Raw genomic sequence first — 23,636 nt, forward strand, 5'->3', positions numbered from 1 at the left:
ATAACCGTCTATGTCTGCATCTAGCCCTTCTACTCAATCTATACCGCAAATCGTCAAAACCCTATGTCCCTACTGTGGTGTTGGTTGCGGCTTAGAAGTCGTGGAAACAACCAATCAACCCACAGTCAAGTTTCCCGATCGCTTTAAAGTGCGGGGCGATCGCACACATCCTTCGAGTCAAGGTATGGTCTGCGTCAAGGGCGCGACTATTGCTGAATCGATTCAAAAAGATCGGCTACTGCATCCGATGATGCGCGATCGCCTTGATGATGAATTTCGCCAAGTTAGTTGGGATGAGGCTCTGGATGCGATCGTCAATCGGATGCAGCATGTGCTCTCTACCAAAGGCGCAGATGCACTCTGTATGTATGGTTCAGGGCAATTCCAAACCGAGGATTATTACACTGCTCAAAAGTTATTTAAAGGTTGTTTAGGAACTAATAACTTTGATGCTAACTCGCGGCTTTGCATGTCATCAGCAGTTTCAGGCTATGCCAAAAGTTTCGGCTCCGATGGGCCCCCTTGTTGCTATGAAGATTTAGATATTACCGATTGTCTATTTGCGATCGGGACAAACACGGCTGAATGTCATCCGATTATTTTCAATCGCTTTCGGAAACATCACAAAAAGGATTCCAATGTTAAGCTCATCGTCGTTGATCCGCGCCGCACCCAAACCGCAGCAGTCGCTGATTTACATTTAGCGATTCAACCAGGTACAGATATCGATTTATTAAATGGTATCGCCCATTTGTTATTGAAATGGGAAAAATGCGATCGCGCTTTTATTGAGCAGCACACCACAGGTTTTGCTGAATTTGCTGAAATCACGCAACTCTATACGCCTGAATTTGTAGCGCGACGTTGTGGAATTGCTATTAACGATCTAGAACTAGCTGCTAAATATTGGGCAGAATCTTCACGAGTTCTATCCATTTGGTCAATGGGTGTCAATCAATCCACTCAAGGCACAGCAAAAGTCCAATGCATCATTAATCTACATTTGCTCACTGCTCAAATTGGTAAAGCTGGATCTGGCCCCTTCTCATTGACTGGACAGCCCAATGCGATGGGCGGAAGAGAAGCTGGCGGCTTAGCGCATTTATTACCAGGATATAGATTTGTTGCTAATCCTCAACATCGTGCTGAACTAGAAACATTTTGGGGATTGCCTGATGGTCAAATATCCAGTCAAGTCGGACGTACTGCATGGGATATAATTCGCGGCTTAGAAGTCGATGAAGTGGACTTTCTCTGGATTGCGGCGACAAATCCTGTCGTTAGTTTTCCTGATTTGGAGCGGACTAAAGCGGCTTTAAAGCGATCGCCTTTCACGGTCTATCAAGACGCATATTACCCAATCGAAACCTCTGCTTTTGCTCATGTTCTACTTCCAGCGACACAATGGAGTGAGAAGACGGGCACAATGACTAATTCCGAACGCTGTGTTACGCTCTGCCAAGCCTTTCAGCCGCCTCTCGGAGAAGCCCGCGATGATTGGTCGATTTTTGCTGAAGTTGGTCGCCGCCTCGGTTTTGCCGATAAATTTAATTTCCAATCTTCAGCAGATGTGCATTCTGAATTCGTGCAGATAACCCGCGATCGCCCCTGCGATATGACAGGAATTAGTCACGCAAAACTGGCGAAACTAGGCGTAATGCAATGGCAAGCTTCTGATCAACATCCTGAACAAGAGCAAGTTCACAATAAACGACTCTACACCGATCTCCAATTCCATACGCCCGATCGCAAAGCTAGATTTGGCGCTTATCATTCTAAAGGTGTATTTGAAACTCCTGACGAACAATATCCATTTATCCTTACCACAGGCAGACTCTACGGACATTGGCACACGCAAACCCGCACAGGGCGCATCGACAAAATCCGTCAGATGCACCCAAATCCATTTATCGAAATCCATCCCAAGGATGCCAACAAGTTTGGTATTAATAACGGCGATCTAGTAGAAGTGCGATCGCGTCGTGGCTCTTCTAAATTTCCTGCTCTGGTGACGGAGGCGATCGCCAGAGGCGTTTTATTTGTACCCATGCATTGGGGAACGCTCTGGGCAGACAATGCCGAGGCGAATGCGCTCACCCATCCCGAAGCAGATCCCGACTCGAAGCAACCAGAGTTAAAGGCTTGTGCAGTAGCGATCGCTTTAGCTAGTGTGGATTAATCCTAGTTGATCATAATACGGGTTTTATTGGTTAAATCTAGTTTGGTTAAAAAAATTATGTTAACCTTATGGGTGAATAATATTAACTAAGTCCTGTTATAATGGACATTGCATTCAAAAATAAAAAAATCGATAAGTTGTGCAATAACCAAAAACTTTTAGTCAAAGAATTTGGTGCAGATAGAGCTAAACGCATTCGCGGCCGACTTGATGATCTTCGAGCCGTTGCGGTACTGGAAGATATGCGAAGCTTTCCAGGGCGTTGTCATGAGTTACTTTATGACCGTTCGGGGCAATTGTCGCTCGATCTCGATCATCCTTATCGACTTATCTTTGAGCCATTTCACGATCCATTGCCTCAAAAGCCTGATGGTGGACTTGACTGGACGAAGGTTTCATCGGTAACAATTATTGGAATAGAGGACACCCATGATTAGCACGATTAAAAATCAACCTAAAAATCAATATTTACCAGATTATGTTTCTCCCCCAGGTGAAACATTAATAGAGCTATTAGAAGATCGTGGCATGAGTCAAGCCGATTTAGCCGATCGCACTGGTAGACCGAAAAAGACGATCAATGAAATTATTAATGGGAAAGCTGCGATTACCCATGATACAGCTTTGCAGTTAGAGCGCGTTTTAGGCATTCCTGCTAATTTCTGGAACAGTCGAGAGCAGCACTATCGTGAGTTCTTGGCACGTCAGCAGGAGCAGGAGCATTTGCAAGAACAGATTGCTTGGCTCGATCGCGTTCCTGTCAATGAAATGGTAAAACTCAATTGGATCGAAAAACGAAAAGAGAAGGTTGAGCAGTTACAGATTGTCTTGAATTTTTTTGGTGTGGTTTCCCCTGAGCAGTGGGATACCTACTGGAATTCACGATCGCTTGCTTTCCGTAAGTCTGTCAAGTTTGAGGATAACCGCATTGCCACAAATGCTTGGTTGAGAAAGGGTGAACTTGATGCTCAAAAGATTGAGTGCGCTCCTTATCAAACAGAAAAGTTTAAGCAGGTATTGCAGGAAATCCGTAGTTTGACTGTGCAGCATCCCAAGGAAGTGATTGCTCAGGTGCAGCAGTTATGCGCCTCGGCTGGCGTAGCGATCGCTTTAGTCCCATCCCTCAAAGGGGTGAGGGCTAGTGGTGTGACTCGTTGGCTGACTCCTAGTAAGGCGATGATTCAACTCAGTTTGCGCTACAAACGGGATGATCGCTTTTGGTTTACGTTCTTTCATGAGGCGGGTCATGTGCTTCAGGAGAAAAAACGCGATGTGTTTATTGAGACGGATGAGAAACAGGATTATGATCCCAATGATCCAATGGAGCAGGATGCTGATAAGTTTGCCGCAAATTTTTTGATTCCAAAGTAGGATTTACAGAGGTTTATGGATGAGAATGTTTTGGATGATCAGGCGATCGCATTGATTCTAGCAGATGGTGAATGAGCGATCACTCAAATCCTCGATTCACAAAATAACGTTACAACTGGAATATCTTAATTTTTTGTGTGAGATTTGCCATAATTAATTAAACCTTAACTAAATAAATTAGTGAATTTGTATGTCTACTAAAGAGCTTGAGATACTTGAGAAAAACATAGATAGGTTAAGTGAACAAATAGCGGGGGCGCAGGAAGCGCTGGTACTAGCTGAAAGACTTGACAAGCCAAGAATTAAGCAAGTAATTAGTAAATTACGTGAGGAACTTCGTGACTTTGATCAGGAAAAGTGGAATCTGATTGCTGAGGTTACGTCAGATTCAGAGATCGCTAATGATGAAGCTGAGAGCATCGTAGCCGAACTTGTGGCAACAGCGACTAATCCTCCTGATGATGCTTCAGCAGAAGTTTTGGCATTATTACAACAAATCCTAACGAAGATTAACGAACAAGATAAAACGGCAGCGGCAAAGTTGAAGGGGGCAATTTCACTTTTACCACCTTTTGTATCGTTGGTCTTTGAGACAGAACTGGATACAGAGAATACAGTTAAGAAATATTTTCCGACCTTTAGCCGTTGGATAAAAAAGGAGGCAGTAGGTCGCCTAAAAAAGTAGTTCTTCCAGAAGATCATAATTCTGCAAAATCTGGTGTCAAAATAGCACAAAACATACAAACTGCTTTAGAAAATCCTGTAGCTGGTGGTGATATTAATGCAACCATCACGCAGGAAATCGAGAACAACCCAAATAAAGTAGCTGAAAATATAGGAGTGTTGGCTCAGTCGGGTAGCAGCGTAACTATTAACAACCTGAATGTTGCTAGTAGCACACCACAACTAGAAGCTAATCCCTTTGCGCCACCATATGTGCGTGATGGTGGGTTGTTTGGACGAGCGGACGATCTCAAGCAATTGCATGAGTTGTTGCAAGGTGGAAAAAATGTCTGCGTGGTAGCGGGTATGGGCGGTGCGGGTAAGACAGAACTTGTACGGGATTATGCGGGTAGTGCGGAATGTCGCGAGTTATTTGCGGGTGGGGTGTTTTATGTAGATGTGCGAGATCGCCAAAATTTAGCGGCGGAAATTGTCACTTTGACTGAGTGGCGGTTTAAGAGTCCGTTGCCCAAAAATTTGACACTGAAGCAGCAAGTTAAGGCTTGTTGGGATGTATGGAAACGTCAAAATGTAAAGTCATTGTTGATTTTAGATGATGTGTCTAAGTTGGCGGAGAATGTGAAACCCTATTTGCCAACCTCAGATTTGACATCGTTGCGCCTATTGATGACTTCGCGGGAAAGCCCAGACAGCGCTATTCAAAAGTTAGAACTACAGGAGTTATTGCCTGATCCTGCAAGGGGATTTTTGGCTTCAATTATTGGGGCGGCGCGGGTAGAACAGGAACGCGAGCAAGCCGATTTGCTTTGTGAGGATTTGGGGTATTTGCCTTTGGCGTTGGAACTGGTGGGCTATTATCTGATAGATGATGATAATACTGAATTGTCGCTGGCTGCGATGCGGGGCAAGTTACAGGAAAAGGTAAATCACGCTTCTCTTTCGCCTGAAGATATGCCGATGGGGATAAGTGCGGAAAGAGGTGTGATGGCTGCGTTTGACTTGAGTTGGGAGGAGTTGAAACCAGAAGCGCAATATCTCGCCTGTGTATTAGGGGCATTTGCATCGGCTCCGATAGATTGGAGTCATGTGGAAGGCATATATGTTAAGTCGCAAGGAGAAGCATTTAATCCTGATAATCTAAAAGATCGCTGGTTAAAATCCTTACTGAAACTACATTTAGTCAAGAAAACAGAGTCAGGTCTTTTCGTTCTACATTCTCTCCTACGAGACTATTTTGCTTCACAACTAAATAAACATAGTGATCGAAGCCAAATTTTGTCTTCTTTTATCGCTGTCTTTGTCGATGTAGCAAAAATTATCGAGTTATATACAACTCTCGCAATTTTCAAACGACTCGAACCCCAACTTAAACAAATCATCTCTCTTCAAAATAACAAGGAAGATCCGCAACTTGCTATCTGCTTGAATGGCTTGGCAGGACTATATCAATCGCAAGGTAAGTACGGAGAAGCAGAACCACTCTTTGTTCATGCTCTATTGATTCGGGAAAAAAGACTAGGAGCATATCATCCCGATGTTGCAACCAGCCTTAACAATCTAGGATTACTGTACGAATCGCAGGTGAAGTATAGAGACGCAGAATTGTTCTATTTGCGATCAATCGAAATTTATACAAGACAATTTGGCGTAGACCATCTAACTATCGCAGACAGTTTTAATAATTTGGCAGAACTATACCATACGCAAGGAAGGTACAACGAGGCACAACCTCTTTTTGTAAAATCTCTTTCAATTTATGAAAAAGAACTTGGTGCAGATCATCTTAATGTTGCTATTGTTCTTAATAATTTGGCAGAACTTTATCAAACTCAAAAGAAATATAGCAAAGCAGAACCGCTATTTGTAAAATCACTCTCAATCAGGAAACTGAGACTAGGAGTAGACAATTTGCTTGTCGCTACTAGTCTAAATAATTTGGCATTACTTTATAAAGATCAAGGGAAGTACAACGAGGCAGAACCACTCTTCTTTCAATCAATTGAGATTTTGAGACGACAGCTAGGGGAAAAACATCTTACCTTTGCTAATAGTCTAAACAATCTGGCATCACTTTACGATTTGCAGAAAAAGTATAGTGAGTCAGAACCTCTATATGTTCGAGCACTCGAAATTAAAAAACTTACATATCAAGGAGATCACCCTGAAATTGCAATAAGCATGAACAATTTAGCACTATGTCATAGATTTCAAGGAAACTACGGCAAGGCAGAACAGTTCTATGTAAGATCGATCCAGATTCTTGAACAAACCTTTGGATCTAATCATCCCAGCACGATACAAGTGAGCAAGAACTATATGCTTTTACGCAATGCGATGTGTGAATCTTCACCCAAAAACGATAAATTCTAAAGTAAAGTTAGATCGAAAGAGAATATGAATACAAAACTAGTTGATTCAATCGTGCAAATAGTCTTATCTCTAACCAAAGAAGAACAAGACCTTTTAACCGAAAGATTGTTTTATTCCTTGTTTGAGCCATCTACCCGCGAACTAGCTCAGTTAGCTCAAGCTGGTGGCGCATTAAAATTTCTTGATGATGAGCCAGACTTATATACCCTTATGGATGGAGAACCAGTCTAGTGAATAAGGGTGATATTGTCTTGGTTCCATTCCCATTTACAGATCTCAGTCAAAATAAGCTGAGACCTGCGGTTGTCCTATGGTCTACATCTTCGAGCAATGACGTTACTCTTTGTTTTATCTCATCACAAAGTATAGAGAATTTAAGTGAAGGCGAATTTATAATCCATCCATCTGATACGGAATTTAGTAATACAGGCTTAAAAGTTGTATCCAAAGTGAGAGTTACTAGAATTGTTACAATTGAGCGATCGCTGATTTTAAGACGACTAGGCAAATTAAGCAGCAAACATGTTCAACAATTAAATTTAGCCATGATTCAGGTATTTAGGCTTCTGGATAGTCGGTAAACAGATGTTTGAATACTAAAATCACCCATCCTGTAAGGTCAACTAACCTAAACGATAAGCAGTCTGATCGCTATTCCAAACAACTAGAGTTAAAGGCTTGTGCTGTAGCGATCGCATTAGCTAGTTCTCTTCAACCTTAATATTTAGAGATTATCTAACCAACTTTTGTAGCCAGTGAATGACCAGAGCATTCACAATCTCAGGGCGATCATCGTGGGGGCAATGCCCCGTATTGGGAATGGGAATTAATTGAATATCCTTATTCTTACCTGCTTCTTCATAAACCTTCGCTCCATTAATTGGAGTCCAAGGATCAGCATCACCCCAAAGAACTAATAGAGGCTTCTCTAACTTAGCCAATAAATCGGCAGTGCGGGGGCCAGCAGGAGCCGTCAAAATTGAAGCAAAAACCTTTTGTGCACCTTCATCACAGGATGGTTGATAGAGCATATCCACCAACTCATCATCGATCGCTTGATGATTGCGATAAACCTGACGTAGAGAATTCCGAATATTGCGCTTTTGGCGAACTTGGTTGAAGACAAACTTACCAGTCACCTCAGAGCTTACCAATTTTGCAAAAGCACCCATCACCAATCGTAATGGCAAATTCAACTCTTCAGGACGATGATTTAAGCCACCTGCGGCATTGAGTAAGACTGCTCCGATCGCAATTTCAGGACTACTAGTTACCACCATCAACGCTAGCAAAGCACCGATGGAATTGCCGATAAATATAGCTGGTTGCTGCACAAATTCTTGATGAAAATCCTTGAGCAGTTCTTCCCAAAGCTCTAACGAGTAACCTAAAGCGGGTTTCGCCGAACCGCCAAAGCCGAGCAAGTCGATCGCAAATACTTGATAGCCAGCCTCAGCAAATGCAGGAATATTCTTTTTCCAATGACCGATCGATGCGCCAAAACCATGAATTAGGACGAGAGGCGTACCTGTACCCGTGACTGAATATTTGATTTGATGTCCACGCCATGTCCAAGTTTGTGAAGTACTTTGCATTAGATCTTGGGGACGATCGCGAGTTTCAGGATTTTCTGTGGTTAGCACGGCGGTGACTCTTTTTTGGAAATATCATAGAATCTAGAGCTTGCGCCTCCCGCTAGGCGGGAGGCGCAAGCTCTAGATTCCAAATTTATTTTATGATGATTTATTCAGAGCGTCATCATACCTAGAGTTGACCCTATTCTTTTTCGTAAAAGACTAGGGCAGTTTGTCCATATTGGCGGCGATCGCAACAGATGAGATCGCCCATCACATCAGGAAGCGGACGTAAGCGATCGCATTCGGCAATTACTAGCGCTCCATCAGCAAGCAATGGCGATAACGCTTTAAGCACAGGTAGGTATAGCTCGCTTTGGTAAGGCGGATCAAAATAAACTAAATTAAAATATTTGGGTTGTAATTTCCGCAATGTCTTGAACGCATCGCCTTTAATAATTTCAAATTTTTGCTCTGACTTCGCAAATTTCTGCCAGTTTTCGCGCACAATCTGACAGGCGATCGCTGACGAATCAATGCCTACGATATTAGCTGCACCCCTTACTAGAGCCTCTGCCCCCATAGCGCCTGACCCAGCACAGATATCTAGCCAATTTGCGCCTTTGATACGAGTTTGCAAAATATTAAAAACTGCGGCTCTAACCTTACTAGCGGTTGGTCGAATTGATAGATCAGTTGAAGTTTTGAGCGCACCTGCGCCGTTGATCCGAATAGACATATTAAAATCCACTAAGTGAAGGCGGCGTGAAGATTTGCCTTCACTTAAATTAAATGATTAGAAAAAGACAAACCTTCAATTTGATCAATGGGAACCATCCAAATTTTATTTTGGTATGGTCGCCATACCGCACTCATGACATAGTGATTACGGATCGAGATGATGTGAACATGAGGAACACCAGAAAATTTTGAGCAGGAGCGTAAAAAATCTAAAGTTCTAATTAGGCGGCTATGCAGAAATGTTGCCATTTCATCACTACAGTTTTGGCGCAACATCGGTACAACTTGTGGCTCGTTTTCTCCCCTTAACTCATAAATAATGTGAGTTTTACCTTTGAAATCAATTTTGCGCGATCGCACCTCCCAGCCGCACAAAACACCAAAACCGATCACAGCCATACCTAAATCGATATGAAAGTCACGCATTTGAAATTTCGTATTACTACTCATGTCTGTATGGGTGTTATACCCAGTCCAAGCATGAAACTTCTCTAAATTATCGTCATTAATATCGACTGCCGAACGATAGGGAGAAGTTACAACACGATTGATTTGTGTATTTTCTGAAGGTGGCTCTGATGTCATACTTGTCCCATGAGTGACAGCATTTATTTGCAAAAAACTAGACCGAAGCAATGAACAATCTTACTAAAAATGCCTAAAAGCTAAAGCTATATCTATAAGCAGCTTAACATTCTTTTATAGAAGTTCTTGGTTAAATTACTGAAAGATTATAACTGCACTGACATTTATGACTTCTAAAAGTTCGCTTAACTACCAACAATTGCAACCAATTTATCTACAGCGTGAGTTGCTTCAATATCAGCGTACTTTACTTGCTAATGTCGGAATTTTAGTCGGTCTAACCGCTATTGGCACATTGGGATATCGATTCATCGAAGGATGGAGTTGGTTTGATTCCCTCTATATGACAATTATTACCCTTGCCACGATTGGTTATGGCGAAACTAATCCGCTACATTTCGAGGGACGAATTTTTACGCTTACTCTAATCGTAATGGGAGTTTTAAGCATTAGTTATATCGCCGCTCAATTTACAGCAGCGATCGCTAATGGTCATATCTATAATATTTTTCAAGCGAGGCGACAGAAAAGGGTTATGGATGCATTAGACAAACACTATATAGTTTGTGGCTTTGGTCGAACGGGGCGACAGGTTACAGCAGAATTCGCGGCTGAGGGGAGTATTCAATTTGTGGTAATTGATAGCGATCCCATGGCGATCGAGCAAGCCGAGCTAGCTGGATATCCATCTTTACTGGGAGATGCGGCTCTCGACAACACATTACTTCTTGCGGGGATTGAACGATCTGTTTGTATTGTGGCAGCTCTGCCATCGGATGCTGAAAATCTCTATACGGTATTATCGGCAAAAACCTTAAATCCTGAAATTAGGGCGATCGCTAGAGCCAGTACTGAAGAGTCGATGCAAAAGTTACGGCGCGGTGGAGCAGATGAAGTAATTTCGCCATATATTACTGGCGGAAAACGTATGGCGGCAGTGGCTTTACGTCCGCAGGTGATGGATTTTGTCGATGGCATTATCGCTGGGGCAAATCGCTCATTTTATATTGAGGAATATCGCATTGATGACTCTAACTATGTCGGAGTCTCTTTGAAAAAGGCAAGTTTGAGATCGCAGACTGGAGCTTTAGTATTAGCAATTCGTCGGGCTGATGGCGATGTAATTGCGGGGCCCGATGGCAATACTGAGATTTTGCAAGGTGATGTTTTAATTTCAATGGGAACGCCTGAGCAACTAAGAGCACTCAATCAGTTACTCAGTCCCATTTCTAAAAAACAAAACGTTCTTCGGTTGCCGCGTACTAAGTAGCTAATTGTGAAGTTTATTTCTCCATCTCGAACTATCCAAATTGCGATCGCTATAGCCATTAATTCAGAATTTCAGCTTTTGCTAGATCCTAGAGAAATTGGGCTGGAGATTTGCTATCCAAAATATGATGCCCATTACACATCGGCAATCGCGTTGTCGATCGCCAATCGCTTACAGAGAAATCCTATACAGATAGCTGATGCGATCGCGCAAACTTGCGCACAAAATCCAGAAATATCTGCTCAATCGCAAATCAGAGCATTTGGCAAAGGTTGGTTAAATATAGTTTTTAGTGAGCAATATATCGCTGAAATTTTATTGTTTCTGGAGAATTTGCGAATAGAAGGAATTACGAACTGTGATGGATTCTGGCAAAAATGCGAAATTGTTCTAATTCCTATAGGGGATTCAACTGAACAATATGTCTATACCCGATGCTGTGCACTTATGCGTTTGGCGCAGCAATTAAATGTAGGGGCAATTCATGAATTGCCCCTACATTTAATTGCTGATTTAGAACCTGTGGAAATTAGTTTGTTAATGCGAAGTTTGGCGATCGCAGATTATTTAGCAGATGAGAATGACTCGCCTTTAAATAGACAGAAGAAACAGAAATTATCGCGATCGCTAGCTGAAGCTTTTTTGCATTTTTACGATCGCTGTCGAATTTTTGGAGTACCTCATGAAATTGCGATCAAGCGATTATTACTAATTAGCATTACGCAAAAAATGCTACTCGCGATCGCACCATCCGAAATTAATTATGCGACGTACTTGTAAAAAGCATAAGGTTGCGCCCCTGCGGGGCGCAACCTTATGCTTTTTATCGCAGCATCAACATGGCATCACCAAAGGAATAAAAACGATATTCTTTAGCGATCGCTTCTTGATATACCGACATTAAAAATTCGCGCCCATTTTCACCCAAAAATGATGACATCATCATTAGCAAAGTTGACTTGGGTAAATGAAAATTAGTCACCATTCCATCTAAAACTCGCCACTCATATCCAGAATAAATCATCAAATTCGTTTTACCCCTAAAAGCCTGAAAATTTGAATTTTCCAGCGATCGCGCCACCGTACTACCAACACCGATCACACGCCCGCCGTTTGCTTTGGTTTCTTTGATTTTAGCGATCGTCTCCTCAGGCACTTCACACCACTCGTTATGCATCACATGCTGAGTGATGTCCTCCGTCTCTACAGGGCGAAATGTACCGATTCCCACATGTAAAGTCACAAATGCTTTACCAATACCCTTAGCCGCCAGCTTTTCAAATAGCGACTCGGTAAAATGTAAACCTGCTGTAGGTGCAGCGATCGCCCCTGAGATCTCAGCGTAAATCGTCTGATAGCGATCAGGATCAGCATGGGAATCGGTGACGTAGGGCGGCAAAGGCACTGTACCTAGTTGATCGATAATTTTGTCAAGGTCAGCACCAGCAGGAATATAAAATTGCAATTCTCTTGCTCTGGTGGTTGTCTCAATCCCTTCGACCGTCGCTTTGACATTATCCGAAAAGATGATCGTGCTACCAATCGGCAAGCGCTTACCAGGCTTAACCAATGCCAACCATCGATCAGGTCCAACTGGTTCCATCAGCAAAATCTCGACAGGCACACCCGATTGCTTACGCCCATACATTCTCGCAGGAATGACTTTGGTGTTATTAAAAACAAGCAAATCTCCTGCCTTCAAAAAATCTGGCAAATCATAAAAGTGCTGATGCCGTAAATTGCGATCGCTTTCAATTACCAAAAGCCGCGAAGTATCCCTTGGCGTAACTGGATCTTGAGCTATGCGATCGCTTGGCAATTCATAGTCATAGGCGCTTAATGCATAATCAGGATCAAGTTCAGTCGCAGGCGATGAAGTCATAGAAGAGTTACACTTTGGGACATTGGCACTTCTTAAGTAGCTAAGCACAATTAAATATAAAATCCTAAAAACTGTACCGCCCGCTGCGCGGGCGGTACAGTTTTTGGCTTTTGGTTTTTAATTATGCTGAGGTACTTAATTATTTACAGCACTCCTCTAAGTGTTTGATAAAAAGTGACGAAGTTACAAAAAAATATAAGAAATGTTATATACCAATCGCGTAAACAGTGGTATACAGATGGCAGCAGCAATATATGTAAAACATATGTTGCGATCGCGTTTTCAGTCTTTCAATATTAAACGAGGAGTTTATGCAGTACTTAATGACAGATCTTCACCAACGCTTTATTGGTGCATTGAACTACAACAAGCCGCTCTCTGTGGGTGATGTATTTCGTGCAGATAATACTAAAACCTATACAGTTGTTAGCATTAACGACACTCGCAACAAGAGTAAGGATGTCAAGTCAGTAACAGTCATTCCTGTTCGCGAAGCTGCGATCGCTCATTAATTTAGTAAATTAATAGGCAAGTTAATTGGCTTATTAACTTATTGTCTGGTAATTTTTCTCTTGGCAGTCTATATACATTGCTCACACTAGCTAGAAGTATTAGCTAAAAATACTATTTCAAAACATTGAAAGTAAGAAATAAGTTTAGGGAATTATCAAAATCAATCTGAGAGAATCATCGAAGCTATTGACAATACATTGATATAAACGAGTATTTCTTTGTTCTCTTCAGATATCACATCATTAATGACAAAAGAAAAGCAGCGCTTGGCGCTGCTTTTCTTTTGTCATTAATCATAGACATGGATTTACACCGCCTAAGCACCTCGGCATAATTTAAAAACCCCAAAAGCTGTACAGTCTGCTACGCAGACTGTACAGCTTTTGGGGTTTCAGATTAAAACTATGCCATGTTTTAAATTATTTAAAGAGGCTGCATCAATAGAGTTACCTCTTAGATCTAGGCGCACAAGATGCTTAAGATTTGCAATTTCACGGGGTAGCGCCGTTAGCTGATTATAAGACAAATCTAGTTCTGTAATTTTTCTGAGATTACCAATGGCAGATGGCAGACAAGTCAGTTGATTGTTGCCAAGATATAGATCTGTAAGTGCTGTAAGATTGCCAATTTCCTCTGGCAAAGTAGTTAGATGATTTTTTCGTAAATCTAACTCAGTTAAATTGGTAAGATTGACAATTTCTGAAGGTAGTCTTTCAATCTTATTTTCACTCAAATCAAGCCATGTTAAAAACTTGAGAAATCCAATCTCAGGGGGCAACTCTCTTAAAGAATTATCGTTAACAGCTAATCTTGCCAAATTTGATAATTTGCCGAGATCCGATGGCAAACTGGAAATACGATTTTCAGCTAAATTTAGTACTGTAAGATTTTTTAGCTTCATGACTGCATCAGGAATTTTCGGCAGTTGGTTGGATTCGAGATGGAGCCAAGTTAGTTTTTGCAAATTCGCGATCGCCTCTGGTAGAGAGGTCAATTCATTCTCGCTGAGATACAGCCATACTAGATATTTCAGCTTGCCAATCTCTTCAGGAACTGTCACCATCTGTAGCTCACTAAGATAAAGAGATGTTGCTTCGGCATCTCTGGCGTTCTCAATTTCTTTCAGAATTTCCTGTTCGTTCATGGTCTCGATCGCATTATTTGGATATGGTACTCAAGGTGCAAATTGATAATTATTGTTTTAGCTACTGCTCAGAGGGCGACTCCAACCATCCCACAATTTTGTTTTTGCATGGATTTATGGGAAATCGTTTTGAGTTTAAACAAGCGATCGCAGTTTTGTCGAAACAATTTCACTGTGTGGCGATCGATTTGCTGGGGCATGGTCAGACTAGTGCTATAGATCAAAGAACTGATCAAGATGTCTTCTACACAATACAGTCCAGCGCATACTTTGTCATCAAATTTTTGGATTTACTTCGTGTGGATTGCTGTTTTCTAGTTGGTTACTCTATGGGTGGGAGATTAGCTTTATATTTAACAATCCATTTCCCGCAATATTTTCATCGGGTTGTACTCGAATCTGCATCCGCAGGATTGTCATCAGCCGAGGTAAGAAGCGATCGCCTAGCCAAGGATCTACAAATTGCCACAAAGCTAGAAACTGGTGATTTTCGATTATTTCTGGAAAATTGGTATCAGCAGTCGATTTTTGCCAACTTGCGATCGCATCCACATTTTGCGCAGATGCTAGAGCAAAGGTTAAACAACTCTCCTGCGCAGTTAAGTAGATCCTTACGCAATCTCAGTACAGGAATGCAACCATCATTATGGGAAAAGCTCTCTGAGAATGAGATTCCGTTGTTGTTAATTGCAGGTGAGTTAGATCCTAAGTTTGTGCAAATAAATCGACAGATGCAAAAGCTATGCAAGTTCTCACAGCTAGAAGTTATACCTAGCTGTGGTCACAATATACATTTCGAGAGTCCAAATCTATTTATTGAAAAGATTAAAACTTTTTTTGTTCTATAGTTTTCACCTGTATCAAACTCTCTTAAAAATAAAAGCGGTGCTTTGCACCGCTTTTATTTTTAACTGAAAGCAATATTTCTTAAATCTGGACGAGGCGCAGGTGAAAAAAGGAGCGTCTCAAAGGAAGCATCACGATTACCTAATGTTTCGTAAAAGAAGAATGAGAAGCCATCAAGGGTAAGTTCACGCACGATTTTGACTTGACCTTTAATTTGCCTCATATCAATATTTTGGACTCTTAAACCCGTCAAAATACCCACCGCTACAGGGATTTTTAGGCGAATCTCCTGCAACTCTGGACGTTCTAATTCCCGTTTAAAGTTGTCAATATCATCACGATATACCTGCACAATTAATTCATCAATATATTTGAGATAAACCCAGCTATACCAATCTTGCAAATATTTCTTGTAGGAAAAATCTTTAGGATTAGGGGAAAGAGAAATTAAGCAGTTAGGTTTAATCGCCCTAACAGCTTTAGAGATCTTTTTCATTAAATTGCTGACGAATTTAGCCCGCCATTGCATCCATGAAGGATCATTAATATCCTCTGGGGGTAATCTCCCGAAGTGATCTTTTTTATACAAAGCGATCGTGTAATCGTCATAGCCAAGTTCTATGGGCATCCCAAAATGATCATCAAGCTGAATACCGTCAATATCATATTTGGCAACAACTTCCAAGATTAAATCTGTAAGTAATTTCTGGACTTCAGGGCGTGCGGGGTTGAGCCAAGCAAGGCGATGTTGATCTCTTTCGCCATGCAAGAAAAGATGGGAACCATCTTTACGCTGGGTGATCCAGTCAGGATGTTGGCGCATTAACTCTGAGTCTTCCTCAGTCATTAAGCCATATTCAAACCAAGGAATTACCGCAAAATCTTGCTCATGTCCAAACTTGATTGCTTCGGCAAGCATATCTCGCTCTTGAAGTTCAGGGATTGGATAAACAGGCACACCAAAACTAGCTTCGGCAACTTTACTAGGGTAGAGAGTATATCCCCGATTCCAAACCGTTGGATATAGGGTATTAAATTTTAAACGCTTTAATCTTTTAATCGCCTTTTCAAGGCTCTGGGCTGAAAATAAAACATCACTATCGACATTAGTAAGCCAGATGCCACGTAATTCATGACCATTAGATGGTCTGATTATTGGTAGATTCGGTGGCGCTGATTTATCAATTTGATCAGGAGCGGGGGATTGATTAATGGTGTTGCTAGCAGTATCACTGTTAGGAGTCTGAGCTATAGCCCAAAAAGGAAAATTGATCATCATTGAGATCGTTATTCCTAAGAACATTAAAACTAGAAAACGGAGGCGCGCTCGCCAAGAGACAGAATTAAATTTCCCCATAATTACTAATGAGCTAGGTAAGCTCTAACTCCTCACACTTAGGCTGCAATTTTTTGTAAATTTATTGTATAGCAATGTAAAAAACCACAAAAGATGGAGATAATTCTTATCTCCATCTTTTTTATGAATTTTTGGGCTGAACTCCCAGTAAATCACGATTTATCTCCAAAATTGGACATAATAAATCGGCAACATTTTTGGGCAACATCTCTTTGACCACATCTTGCATTATCAAATAAGTGATATTACAAACTTCCTGCGCTCCAAAGGCTTGCATGATCGTCTGGAACCAATACAAGAACTGCTGGCGTAAAAGCTCTGGATCATCCAACAAAACGGTCATTGCTGAATGACGTAAAACCCTTAAGGTGTCTTGCTTCCATTTACCTTGCAAGTCCTCACCCTTCGGTAAAAGCAATTTGGGATAGGATGTGCGCAGTTTTTGTAAAACAGTTTCGACGATCTCTTTCTCTACTTCTTTGATGCGTTGATAAGCCTCAACCCGTGAGTCAAAAGAGCTGATATAGGTATCCATAAACTGCAATTCTGTATCGCTGGCATAACGGCCATCTATGTTTATTCCTAGTTGTTGTAGCTTACTTAACATTACTGGCTTTACCCGACATTTGCATATGCATGATTTTATATGGATCTGCGACTGAAACAATCCGCCACTTCAAGCATTATCTCTAGCGATCGCCCTTTTTTTGTTACGATTCAGATTAATCGATAAATAAATAATCGATATTTTCGACAACCATCTATGCGATCGCTCGCCGCCATATCCTGTCATGTTATCTGACAATGATCACATTGAAGGGCTGTTCCCCGAAGCCGCCCAAAACTGGGATTTAAATCGGCTTTATGCGGATTTACAAGCTTCTAGTGGCAAAGAAATTAAGCCATTTGAAAAGGCTTGCTTGCGTGGTTTGCTATGTCGTTATCGCCCAGGACAGCTTGCGTTTAAGCTGACTTGGACTTCAGGGGCTTTGCGGGTTGAGTTAAATAAAGGGTTGTATCGATCGCTTGAGGCGATCGCGGATCAGCCGATCAATACTCTGCGCTGGGAAAAAGTGCCTGAATGGTTAGAGGCTAAAGGCTATAAGGTACAACGCCAAAGCTTGCATAATCCAGCTACTAACTCTTCAGATAATGCTGGGGCAAATTTGGCAGATTGGGGCGAGGCTCCAAATATCCAAACTTTTTATGGGCGCACAGAGGAGTTAGCCAAGCTGGAGCAATGTGTTGTACGCGATCGCTGTCATCTCTTGGCAATTTGCGGTATGGGCGGCATCGGTAAGACGGCACTGGCAGTAAAACTAGTTGAAAATGTGCAATCGCAGTTTGATTGCTTTATTTGGCGATCGCTACGGGGCGCACAACCTACTACGCAGTTAATCGCCGATCTGTTGCAATTTCTCAATAGTTCACAGCAAACTGGTTGTGGCATTTCTGATCTGTTAGAAATTTTGCGCCAAAAGCGTTGTTTAGTTGTGCTAGATGATTTTGAGGCGACGCTCCAAGATGGAGAATTAGTCGGAGTCTATCGCCAAGGTTGCGAAGCCCATGCGGAATTATTGCAGCGTATTGGGTCAGAACGACATCAAAGCTCGGTGATTTTGATTGGGCGGGAACAGCCGAAAGAAATATCGATGCATCAAGGTGAAGATCAGCCGATTCGCTATTTCAAAGTGAATGGATTACAGAGGCAAGATGCTTTTGAATTATTAAGAGCGCGAGGTTTTAAAGGAACTGAGAATGGTTTAGAGGCTTTAGTACAACAATATCGTGGCAATCCTTCAGCTTTAAGGATTGTGGCAGGGACGATTCAGGAATTATTTAATGGCAATGTTTCGGAGTTTCTCAAACAGACTGCCCTTGCGCTTGGAGATGTGTTACGCACTCTTCTCTATCAACAGTTTGAGCGGCTCTCAAAACTAGAAAAAGATGTGCTGTATTGGCTGGCAATCAAGCATCGTCCAATATCACTCTCAACCTTGAGATCGGAGATGAACTTGCAAACCTCTGGCTCAGAATTAATCAATGCTCTGGAGTCATTGCGCTGGCGATCGCTAATTGAGAAAGTCTCAGAACAGGATGAGGTGATGTTTTTGCTAGAGCCTGTGGTATTGAAATATGTGAATCGTCAATTTGTGGATGAAGTGAGCAAAGAAATCACCGCGATCGCTATGCAACAAAATCTCAAATCGATTAATTTGCTACAAAGTCATGTCCTCGTCGAAGATCGCGCTCCTGACTCGATTCGCGCCATGCAGATTCGGTTAGTTCTGAAGCCAATTAAGGACAAGCTAAATAAGGCGATCGCGCAAAATAATATCGAATTGGAAGCTCTACGGGAGATTCTCGCTAGTCAGCACCAAGTCCAACCAATTGAAGGCACAAGTTACACCGAAGTTAATCTCGCCCTAATCGGCTTATGGTGGTAGTTTAATCGTAGCTAGGCAAACCCCCAAAGAGGTTATACCAAAACACAAAGTGGCGCAGCCATTTGTGTTTTTAAAACCCTGACAGGGTTTGGTTTTTAATTCACAGCAGGGTTGTCACACTTTTGTGAATTGGTATTAGTGCTAAAGAGGTAACATAGACGGCGCGAAGCCGCACCTATGCTTACTATATAAATCATTTCCTTTTTAGGAACACCGCAAATCAAGGTACAGCCCCAAAAATCAAAATAAATTTAATGAAATCATCAAATCCTGCGATCGCCTACTAGTCATTGCGATCGCTATATAATTAATATAAGAAAAACATTTTGATTCTGCCATCTAACTTCTTGACGTTTATAGGAACTTTGCGTCAAACTGTCTATTAACTTAATAGCTAGAGCCAGCATGGAAACTCTGGAATTCATTATTTACCCAGATGGACGAGTCGAAGAGCGTGTAACAGGCATCATCGGTTCTAGTTGTGCTGAGGTAACCGCTGCGATCGAAGCAAAGCTAGGCATAGTTGCTCATCGAGAGTTAACTTCCGAAAATTTTGCCCAACAGCAGCTAAACTCTCAGTCGGCTCAGCAACTTGATCGCCTGACAGACCCTGATGCTTCTAGCTTCAGCCAATGGTAGTAACACATATAAAATCCTTAGTTTCCGCAGATATATAAAATAAAAAAGTTATAGTTTTCGCCCATTAGCCATTTAGATCGAAGTCAGGATAAACCTATGTCACATTTTAGCCAAGTAAAAACCCAAATCCGCAGCCTAGAGCCTTTACAAAAGGCTCTAACTGACTTAGGAGTCAACTGGAAATCTGGTGCTTCGCCCATGCGCGGACATGAAGGCACGACGACATCGGCTGAAGTAGTAATTGAGCAAGACAATGGTTATGATGTCGGCTTTCAGTGGAATGGCTCCGAATATGCTCTAGTTGCTGACATGCAATTTTGGCAACAGCCTTGGACTGTAGAGAGTTTCTTAAGAAAGGTCACTCAAGGCTATGCGATCGCCACAGTCATGGGTGAATCTAGCGAACAGGGATTTGCACTATCCGAAAAGCAAGTGCGTGAAGATGGCTCAGTCCGCCTAGTTTTACAGCGTTGGAATGGATAACTTGTCGGTACATACAACACCACCAAGTTCAGAGCCTGAGATGAGCGATCGCTCAGGCTTTGAACCTGAACTTGGTGGAGAATTGCGCCAAAACGCTGTGTTTGTTGACGAAACGGTATGTATTGGTTGTGGTCACTGTGCTCATACGGCAAGCAGTACTTTTTTTTTAGAAGAAAACTATGGACGTGCTAGGGTAATCGCCCAAGATGGGGATGAAGAAGATCTAGTACAAGAGGCGATCGATACCTGTCCAGTAGACTGTATTGCATGGGTCAATTACAACGACCTCAACAAACTTGAAGAAGCCCGAAAGCATCAAATTATTCAAAATTTAGGAATTATTGGCGATGGCTCCGCCTTACGGCGTGCTATCAATTTAAAAACCTAAAAGGGGACGCAAAGCGTCCCCTTTTAGGTAAAAAAAGAAGGGGTGCTAAGCGCCCCTTCTTTTTATTTAGTAACGACGACCGCCGCCGCCGCCAGATGGACGACCACCGCCGCCTTTAAAGCCGCCTCTTCCACCACCAAAGGAGTCAGAGCTTTCGCGGGGCTTAGCCTTATTCACCTTGAGGGCACGACCCATCCATTCGGCCTCGTCTAATGCTTCGATCGCAGCATCTTCTTCCTTTTCATCGGTCATTTCAACGAAAGCGAAACCGCGTGGACGACCTGACTCGCGATCAATCGGTAGATGAACGCGGGTGATTTTGCCATATTCTGCAAATACGGCTTTCAAATCATCTTCTGTAACCTCGTAAGAGAGATTACCAACATAAATAGACATAATACTTGCTTCAACAATCAGATATGTGTAGAGATAGAGATTTCGGAAAGAAGCCTGCCACGATGAAACAGAAGACGACTGTCAATACTGAAAACAAACATGCGATCTAGAAATACTCATCCGCACATATTCTAGCGTAGTCATCTTAAATTAGTTGCTTATCTTGAAAATATTTACGCAATCTCATGGCAAATGAGAAACAGTAGGAAGTAATACCTACGTTTTTTGATTTTAAGTTTGTTCAGAATTCCTATGTAAGAATATTTTTGCCTACTTTTTTTACATAAAAACGTAATGAGTGATACCGTTTAGCCTGAATTTCAAGAATCACCTTCAAATCCGAAAAGCGATCGCTTTTACGAAAACAACTTTACTCCATTCACCTCATCCAATAGAGAGTGTGGAGATTTGCCCCACACTCTCTATTGGATGATTTCTACTAAGGAATGAAAATTAATTAAAACCAAAATTTGTTGGGGCGGGCTTCGCCCGCCCCAACAAATTTTGGTTTTAATTGCACAGGTTAATTAATTTTCATTCCTAAGTACATTGACATAATGAAATAACAAGTAGAAAAGTGTTTTACATCACATATTTTGCCTTCATCTCAAAACACAAAATGGCGTAGCCATTTTGTGTTTTTAAAACCTTTACTGAGTTTGATTCTTAATTCACAAAAATGTTGTCACACTTTTGTGAATTTGTATTATAGAGAACTCTAAAACAGAAAAAGGGGCGCAAAGCGCCCCTTTTTCTGTTTTAGAGAGGATCTACTTATTAACAGTCACTCTTACTGATTGAGCGATCGCATCGCCGTTTGAAGAAACTGACAAAAGTTTATCTAATGATTTCACAATCAGAGTATCGATCGCATAGTTTCCTGCGCCATAAACTGCGAAAAATGCAAAAGATACAGCATAAATCGAAGATAACTCAATAGATGGAATCGAGAAACCACCAACTAAGATGTGATGATAATTAGCTACCAACATAGTTGCAAACAAACCCAAAGCCGCTGGTCTAGTTAAAAAACCAAGGATTAGTAGAGGCGAGGCAACTACTTCAGTAAGAGCAGCACAATAGGCAAAGAAAATCGGGAATGGCAAACCGATCACCTCGACATAGGCTTCAGCAAAACCAGAAATATCAGATAGTTTATCTAAACCGTTGTGGATCATCATCGTCCCAAGAACAACCCTTAGCAAAAGAAGAGAAGCTTGAGTTAACGAGATTGGCGCAGAATCTGAACCGAGGATTAAACGAATAATTGAAGCGGCGATGCGAGTTGTGTTGTTCATTTCAGCGCATTAGGTAAGAATTTAGTTAATAAAACTTAAAAGATTGCAATAATTCATGACTTTTATACATCAATCTTAACATAAGTTTTTATAATGCGTCTCATCCAATAATTAAAAAAGTATTGAGGCGTATAGGGTCTTGCCACTCTTTGGGTTAAATGTCGAGAGAAAATCCTTGTCAAACATTTGACTTTTTGGTTGTGCTACGATCGCAAACTAAGCAATCTTTACTATATTGCCTAAAATATGCTCATCCAGAAGTTGGGCTGCTCGCGCAGCGAGTAGTCCAACTCCTGAGTCAGTATTACTTACAACATTAAAAATCTAAGAAATTCTCAACTATTAAAGCGAAGCCTATGTCCGCCTTGCCTGCAATTGCCGTTCTTGCGATTCTGATTTTGGTACACGAACTCGGTCACTTTATGGCGGCTCGTTTACAGGGCATTCACGTCAATCGATTTTCGATTGGGTTTGGGCCTGTGCTATGGAAATATCAAGGCAAACAAACAGAATATGCGCTCCGAGCAATTCCCCTTGGCGGCTATGTTGGTTTTCCTGATGACGATGAAGAGAGCGACATTCCTACTGACGATCCCAATTTGATGAAAAATCGTCCGATTATGGATCGAGCGATCGTCATCAGCGCAGGCGTAATTGCCAATTTTGTCTTTTCTTACTTAGTCTTATTAGTAATGACCTTAAGTGTTGGCATCGGCACTGTCGATCAACCAGGGGTAAGAATTACAAAAATCCTTGAGCCAAACGCACCCGCAGCAATTTCTGGTTTGCAAGCTGGCGATATCGTCCTCTCAGCAAATGGGACAAACTTTGATACTAGCCTCACCACGCTCGATCGCTTTCAAACTTTGATTTCTAAAAATGCCAATCAAAATGTTGATTTGCAAGTAATGCGCGATGGCAAATTGTTGCAAGTGCCAATCTTGCCAGATGGCGAATCAGGCAAAGGACGCATCGGCGTAAGGCTTGACTTCACTGGCAAGCCTCACCGTCGAGCTGTGAATAACCTTGCCGAAGCCTTTGACAATGCTACTCAAAGTTTTGAGCGTTTAGTAGTGATGACTGTCCAAGGGCTAAAACAACTGGCTACCAATTTTCAGAATACGGCTTCTCAGTTATCTGGCCCCGTTGCGATCGTGGCGATGGGTTCTGAGCTAGTTAAGTCTGATGCCTCAGCATTATTTGATTTCACTGCAATTATTAGTATTAACCTCGCAATTATTAATATCTTGCCTTTGCCAGCTCTTGATGGTGGTCAATTAGTATTTTTGCTAATTGAAGCTTTACGCGGCGGCAAGCCATTACCTGAAGAATTACAAAATAATGTCATGCAAGGCGGATTAGTAATTCTGCTAGGTTTAGGCGTAGTGATGATTTTCAAAGACTCATTTAACTTACTTCAACAAAGTGGGTTAAGTCCTCTATAGCAAAGGCTTTATAATTTTCATCAT

26 protein-coding genes are annotated in these 23,636 nt (G+C 41.7%); 17 read left to right on the plus strand and 9 right to left on the minus strand.

Going from position 1 to position 23,636, the window contains the following annotated elements; all coding sequences use genetic code 11:
* Nucleotides 1-10 precede the first annotated feature (10 nt).
* From CQ839_RS08240 to CQ839_RS25665, 8 genes are all read left to right on the plus strand, one after another.
* On the plus strand, nucleotides 11-2,179 hold the full coding sequence (locus CQ839_RS08240; RefSeq protein WP_103667807.1) for a molybdopterin oxidoreductase family protein: 2,169 nt from the start codon (nucleotides 11-13) through the stop codon (nucleotides 2,177-2,179).
* A gap of 101 nt (nucleotides 2,180-2,280) precedes the next feature.
* Nucleotides 2,281-2,616 carry a type II toxin-antitoxin system RelE/ParE family toxin gene (locus CQ839_RS08245; RefSeq protein WP_103667808.1) on the plus strand — a complete coding sequence of 112 codons (336 nt, stop codon included), beginning with the start codon at nucleotides 2,281-2,283 and terminating at the stop codon, nucleotides 2,614-2,616.
* Complete coding sequence (locus tag CQ839_RS08250) at nucleotides 2,609-3,550, plus strand: helix-turn-helix domain-containing protein (RefSeq protein WP_219817747.1); 942 nt, start codon at nucleotides 2,609-2,611, stop codon at nucleotides 3,548-3,550. Before CQ839_RS08245 ends, CQ839_RS08250 begins: the two co-directional genes overlap by 8 nt.
* Nucleotides 3,551-3,740: 190 nt before the next feature.
* Nucleotides 3,741-4,235 carry a hypothetical protein gene (locus tag CQ839_RS08255; RefSeq protein ID WP_103667809.1) on the plus strand — a complete coding sequence of 165 codons (495 nt, stop codon included), beginning with the start codon at nucleotides 3,741-3,743 and terminating at the stop codon, nucleotides 4,233-4,235.
* Nucleotides 4,196-6,604, plus strand: a complete 2,409-nt coding sequence (locus CQ839_RS08260; RefSeq protein WP_146048708.1) for a tetratricopeptide repeat protein — start codon at nucleotides 4,196-4,198, stop codon at nucleotides 6,602-6,604. Before CQ839_RS08255 ends, CQ839_RS08260 begins: the two co-directional genes overlap by 40 nt.
* A gap of 24 nt (nucleotides 6,605-6,628) precedes the next feature.
* A complete protein-coding gene (locus tag CQ839_RS08265) occupies nucleotides 6,629-6,835 on the plus strand; it encodes a hypothetical protein (protein ID WP_103667811.1) in 207 nt (68 codons plus the stop codon).
* Nucleotides 6,835-7,185, plus strand: a complete 351-nt coding sequence (locus tag CQ839_RS08270; RefSeq protein ID WP_103667812.1) for a type II toxin-antitoxin system PemK/MazF family toxin — start codon at nucleotides 6,835-6,837, stop codon at nucleotides 7,183-7,185. The genes CQ839_RS08265 and CQ839_RS08270 overlap by 1 nt, the downstream gene beginning before the upstream one ends.
* An 8-nt stretch (nucleotides 7,186-7,193) precedes the next feature.
* Entirely contained in the window at nucleotides 7,194-7,325 is a 132-nt protein-coding gene (locus CQ839_RS25665) for a hypothetical protein (protein ID WP_258040664.1), read from the plus strand.
* Nucleotides 7,326-7,335: 10 nt separating this feature from the next.
* Here CQ839_RS25665 and CQ839_RS08275 read toward each other — a convergent pair whose 3' ends face one another.
* From CQ839_RS08275 to CQ839_RS08285, 3 genes are all read right to left on the minus strand, one after another.
* A complete protein-coding gene (locus CQ839_RS08275) occupies nucleotides 7,336-8,199 on the minus strand; it encodes an alpha/beta fold hydrolase (RefSeq protein ID WP_103667941.1) in 864 nt (287 codons plus the stop codon).
* 181 nt (nucleotides 8,200-8,380) lie between these two features.
* Nucleotides 8,381-8,917, minus strand: coding sequence for a 16S rRNA (guanine(966)-N(2))-methyltransferase RsmD (rsmD, locus tag CQ839_RS08280; protein WP_103667813.1), 537 nt, complete (start codon nucleotides 8,915-8,917; stop codon nucleotides 8,381-8,383).
* A 44-nt stretch (nucleotides 8,918-8,961) separates the two neighbouring features.
* Complete coding sequence (locus tag CQ839_RS08285) at nucleotides 8,962-9,504, minus strand: hypothetical protein (protein WP_103667814.1); 543 nt, start codon at nucleotides 9,502-9,504, stop codon at nucleotides 8,962-8,964.
* A gap of 166 nt (nucleotides 9,505-9,670) precedes the next feature.
* Here CQ839_RS08285 and CQ839_RS08290 point away from each other — a divergent pair, with 166 nt between their 5' ends.
* A complete protein-coding gene (locus tag CQ839_RS08290; protein ID WP_103667815.1) occupies nucleotides 9,671-10,774 on the plus strand; it encodes a TrkA family potassium uptake protein in 1,104 nt (367 codons plus the stop codon).
* Nucleotides 10,775-10,780: 6 nt separating this feature from the next.
* Complete coding sequence (locus CQ839_RS08295; protein ID WP_103667816.1) at nucleotides 10,781-11,554, plus strand: DALR anticodon-binding domain-containing protein; 774 nt, start codon at nucleotides 10,781-10,783, stop codon at nucleotides 11,552-11,554.
* 43 nt (nucleotides 11,555-11,597) lie between these two features.
* Here CQ839_RS08295 and queA read toward each other — a convergent pair whose 3' ends face one another.
* Nucleotides 11,598-12,656, minus strand: a complete 1,059-nt coding sequence (gene queA, locus CQ839_RS08300; protein ID WP_103667817.1) for a tRNA preQ1(34) S-adenosylmethionine ribosyltransferase-isomerase QueA — start codon at nucleotides 12,654-12,656, stop codon at nucleotides 11,598-11,600.
* Nucleotides 12,657-12,979: 323 nt separating this feature from the next.
* Here queA and CQ839_RS08305 point away from each other — a divergent pair, with 323 nt between their 5' ends.
* Nucleotides 12,980-13,168 carry a hypothetical protein gene (locus CQ839_RS08305; protein WP_258040666.1) on the plus strand — a complete coding sequence of 63 codons (189 nt, stop codon included), beginning with the start codon at nucleotides 12,980-12,982 and terminating at the stop codon, nucleotides 13,166-13,168.
* Nucleotides 13,169-13,560: 392 nt separating this feature from the next.
* On the opposite strand, the gene CQ839_RS08310 is transcribed toward CQ839_RS08305, so the two are convergent.
* Nucleotides 13,561-14,313 (minus strand): leucine-rich repeat domain-containing protein, encoded by a 753-nt coding sequence (locus tag CQ839_RS08310; RefSeq protein WP_103667819.1) that lies wholly within the window; start codon nucleotides 14,311-14,313, stop codon nucleotides 13,561-13,563.
* A 23-nt stretch (nucleotides 14,314-14,336) separates the two neighbouring features.
* Between CQ839_RS08310 and menH the strand changes: the two genes are divergently transcribed.
* Complete coding sequence (gene menH / locus CQ839_RS08315; RefSeq protein ID WP_181016145.1) at nucleotides 14,337-15,161, plus strand: 2-succinyl-6-hydroxy-2,4-cyclohexadiene-1-carboxylate synthase; 825 nt, start codon at nucleotides 14,337-14,339, stop codon at nucleotides 15,159-15,161.
* A 59-nt stretch (nucleotides 15,162-15,220) separates the two neighbouring features.
* On the opposite strand, the gene CQ839_RS08320 is transcribed toward menH, so the two are convergent.
* Both CQ839_RS08320 and CQ839_RS08325 read right to left on the minus strand, forming a co-directional pair.
* The gene (locus CQ839_RS08320; RefSeq protein WP_258040667.1) at nucleotides 15,221-16,438 is read right to left on the minus strand and encodes a glycoside hydrolase family 10 protein; all 1,218 of its coding nucleotides are present in this window, start codon (nucleotides 16,436-16,438) and stop codon (nucleotides 15,221-15,223) included.
* Nucleotides 16,439-16,637: 199 nt separating this feature from the next.
* A complete protein-coding gene (locus CQ839_RS08325) occupies nucleotides 16,638-17,123 on the minus strand; it encodes a phycobilisome protein (protein WP_103667821.1) in 486 nt (161 codons plus the stop codon).
* Nucleotides 17,124-17,307: 184 nt separating this feature from the next.
* On the opposite strand from CQ839_RS08325, the gene CQ839_RS08330 reads away from it, so the two are divergent.
* The 4 genes from CQ839_RS08330 to CQ839_RS08345 all read left to right on the plus strand — a co-directional run bounded on the left by CQ839_RS08330 (nucleotide 17,308) and on the right by CQ839_RS08345 (nucleotide 20,473).
* Nucleotides 17,308-18,963: an NB-ARC domain-containing protein gene (locus CQ839_RS08330; protein ID WP_103667822.1), complete on the plus strand. Its 1,656-nt coding sequence runs from the start codon at nucleotides 17,308-17,310 to the stop codon at nucleotides 18,961-18,963.
* A gap of 405 nt (nucleotides 18,964-19,368) precedes the next feature.
* Nucleotides 19,369-19,602 (plus strand): DUF2997 domain-containing protein, encoded by a 234-nt coding sequence (locus tag CQ839_RS08335; RefSeq protein ID WP_103667823.1) that lies wholly within the window; start codon nucleotides 19,369-19,371, stop codon nucleotides 19,600-19,602.
* Nucleotides 19,603-19,698: 96 nt separating this feature from the next.
* Complete coding sequence (locus tag CQ839_RS08340) at nucleotides 19,699-20,085, plus strand: DUF1257 domain-containing protein (protein ID WP_103667824.1); 387 nt, start codon at nucleotides 19,699-19,701, stop codon at nucleotides 20,083-20,085.
* Nucleotides 20,078-20,473 (plus strand): ferredoxin, encoded by a 396-nt coding sequence (locus CQ839_RS08345; RefSeq protein ID WP_103667825.1) that lies wholly within the window; start codon nucleotides 20,078-20,080, stop codon nucleotides 20,471-20,473. The genes CQ839_RS08340 and CQ839_RS08345 overlap by 8 nt, the downstream gene beginning before the upstream one ends.
* A 66-nt stretch (nucleotides 20,474-20,539) precedes the next feature.
* Here the strand turns inward: CQ839_RS08345 and CQ839_RS08350 are convergent, their stop codons facing one another.
* A complete protein-coding gene (locus CQ839_RS08350; protein WP_094528354.1) occupies nucleotides 20,540-20,869 on the minus strand; it encodes an RNA-binding protein in 330 nt (109 codons plus the stop codon).
* A gap of 770 nt (nucleotides 20,870-21,639) precedes the next feature.
* Nucleotides 21,640-22,167 carry a DoxX family protein gene (locus tag CQ839_RS08355; protein WP_103667826.1) on the minus strand — a complete coding sequence of 176 codons (528 nt, stop codon included), beginning with the start codon at nucleotides 22,165-22,167 and terminating at the stop codon, nucleotides 21,640-21,642.
* Between the two features lie 356 nt (nucleotides 22,168-22,523).
* Here CQ839_RS08355 and rseP point away from each other — a divergent pair, with 356 nt between their 5' ends.
* On the plus strand, nucleotides 22,524-23,612 hold the full coding sequence (gene rseP / locus CQ839_RS08360) for an RIP metalloprotease RseP (RefSeq protein ID WP_103667827.1): 1,089 nt from the start codon (nucleotides 22,524-22,526) through the stop codon (nucleotides 23,610-23,612).
* Nucleotides 23,613-23,636 lie beyond the last annotated feature (24 nt).

This window comes from Pseudanabaena sp. BC1403 (assembly GCF_002914585.1).
In the GTDB taxonomy this organism is placed as follows: domain Bacteria; phylum Cyanobacteriota; class Cyanobacteriia; order Pseudanabaenales; family Pseudanabaenaceae; genus Pseudanabaena.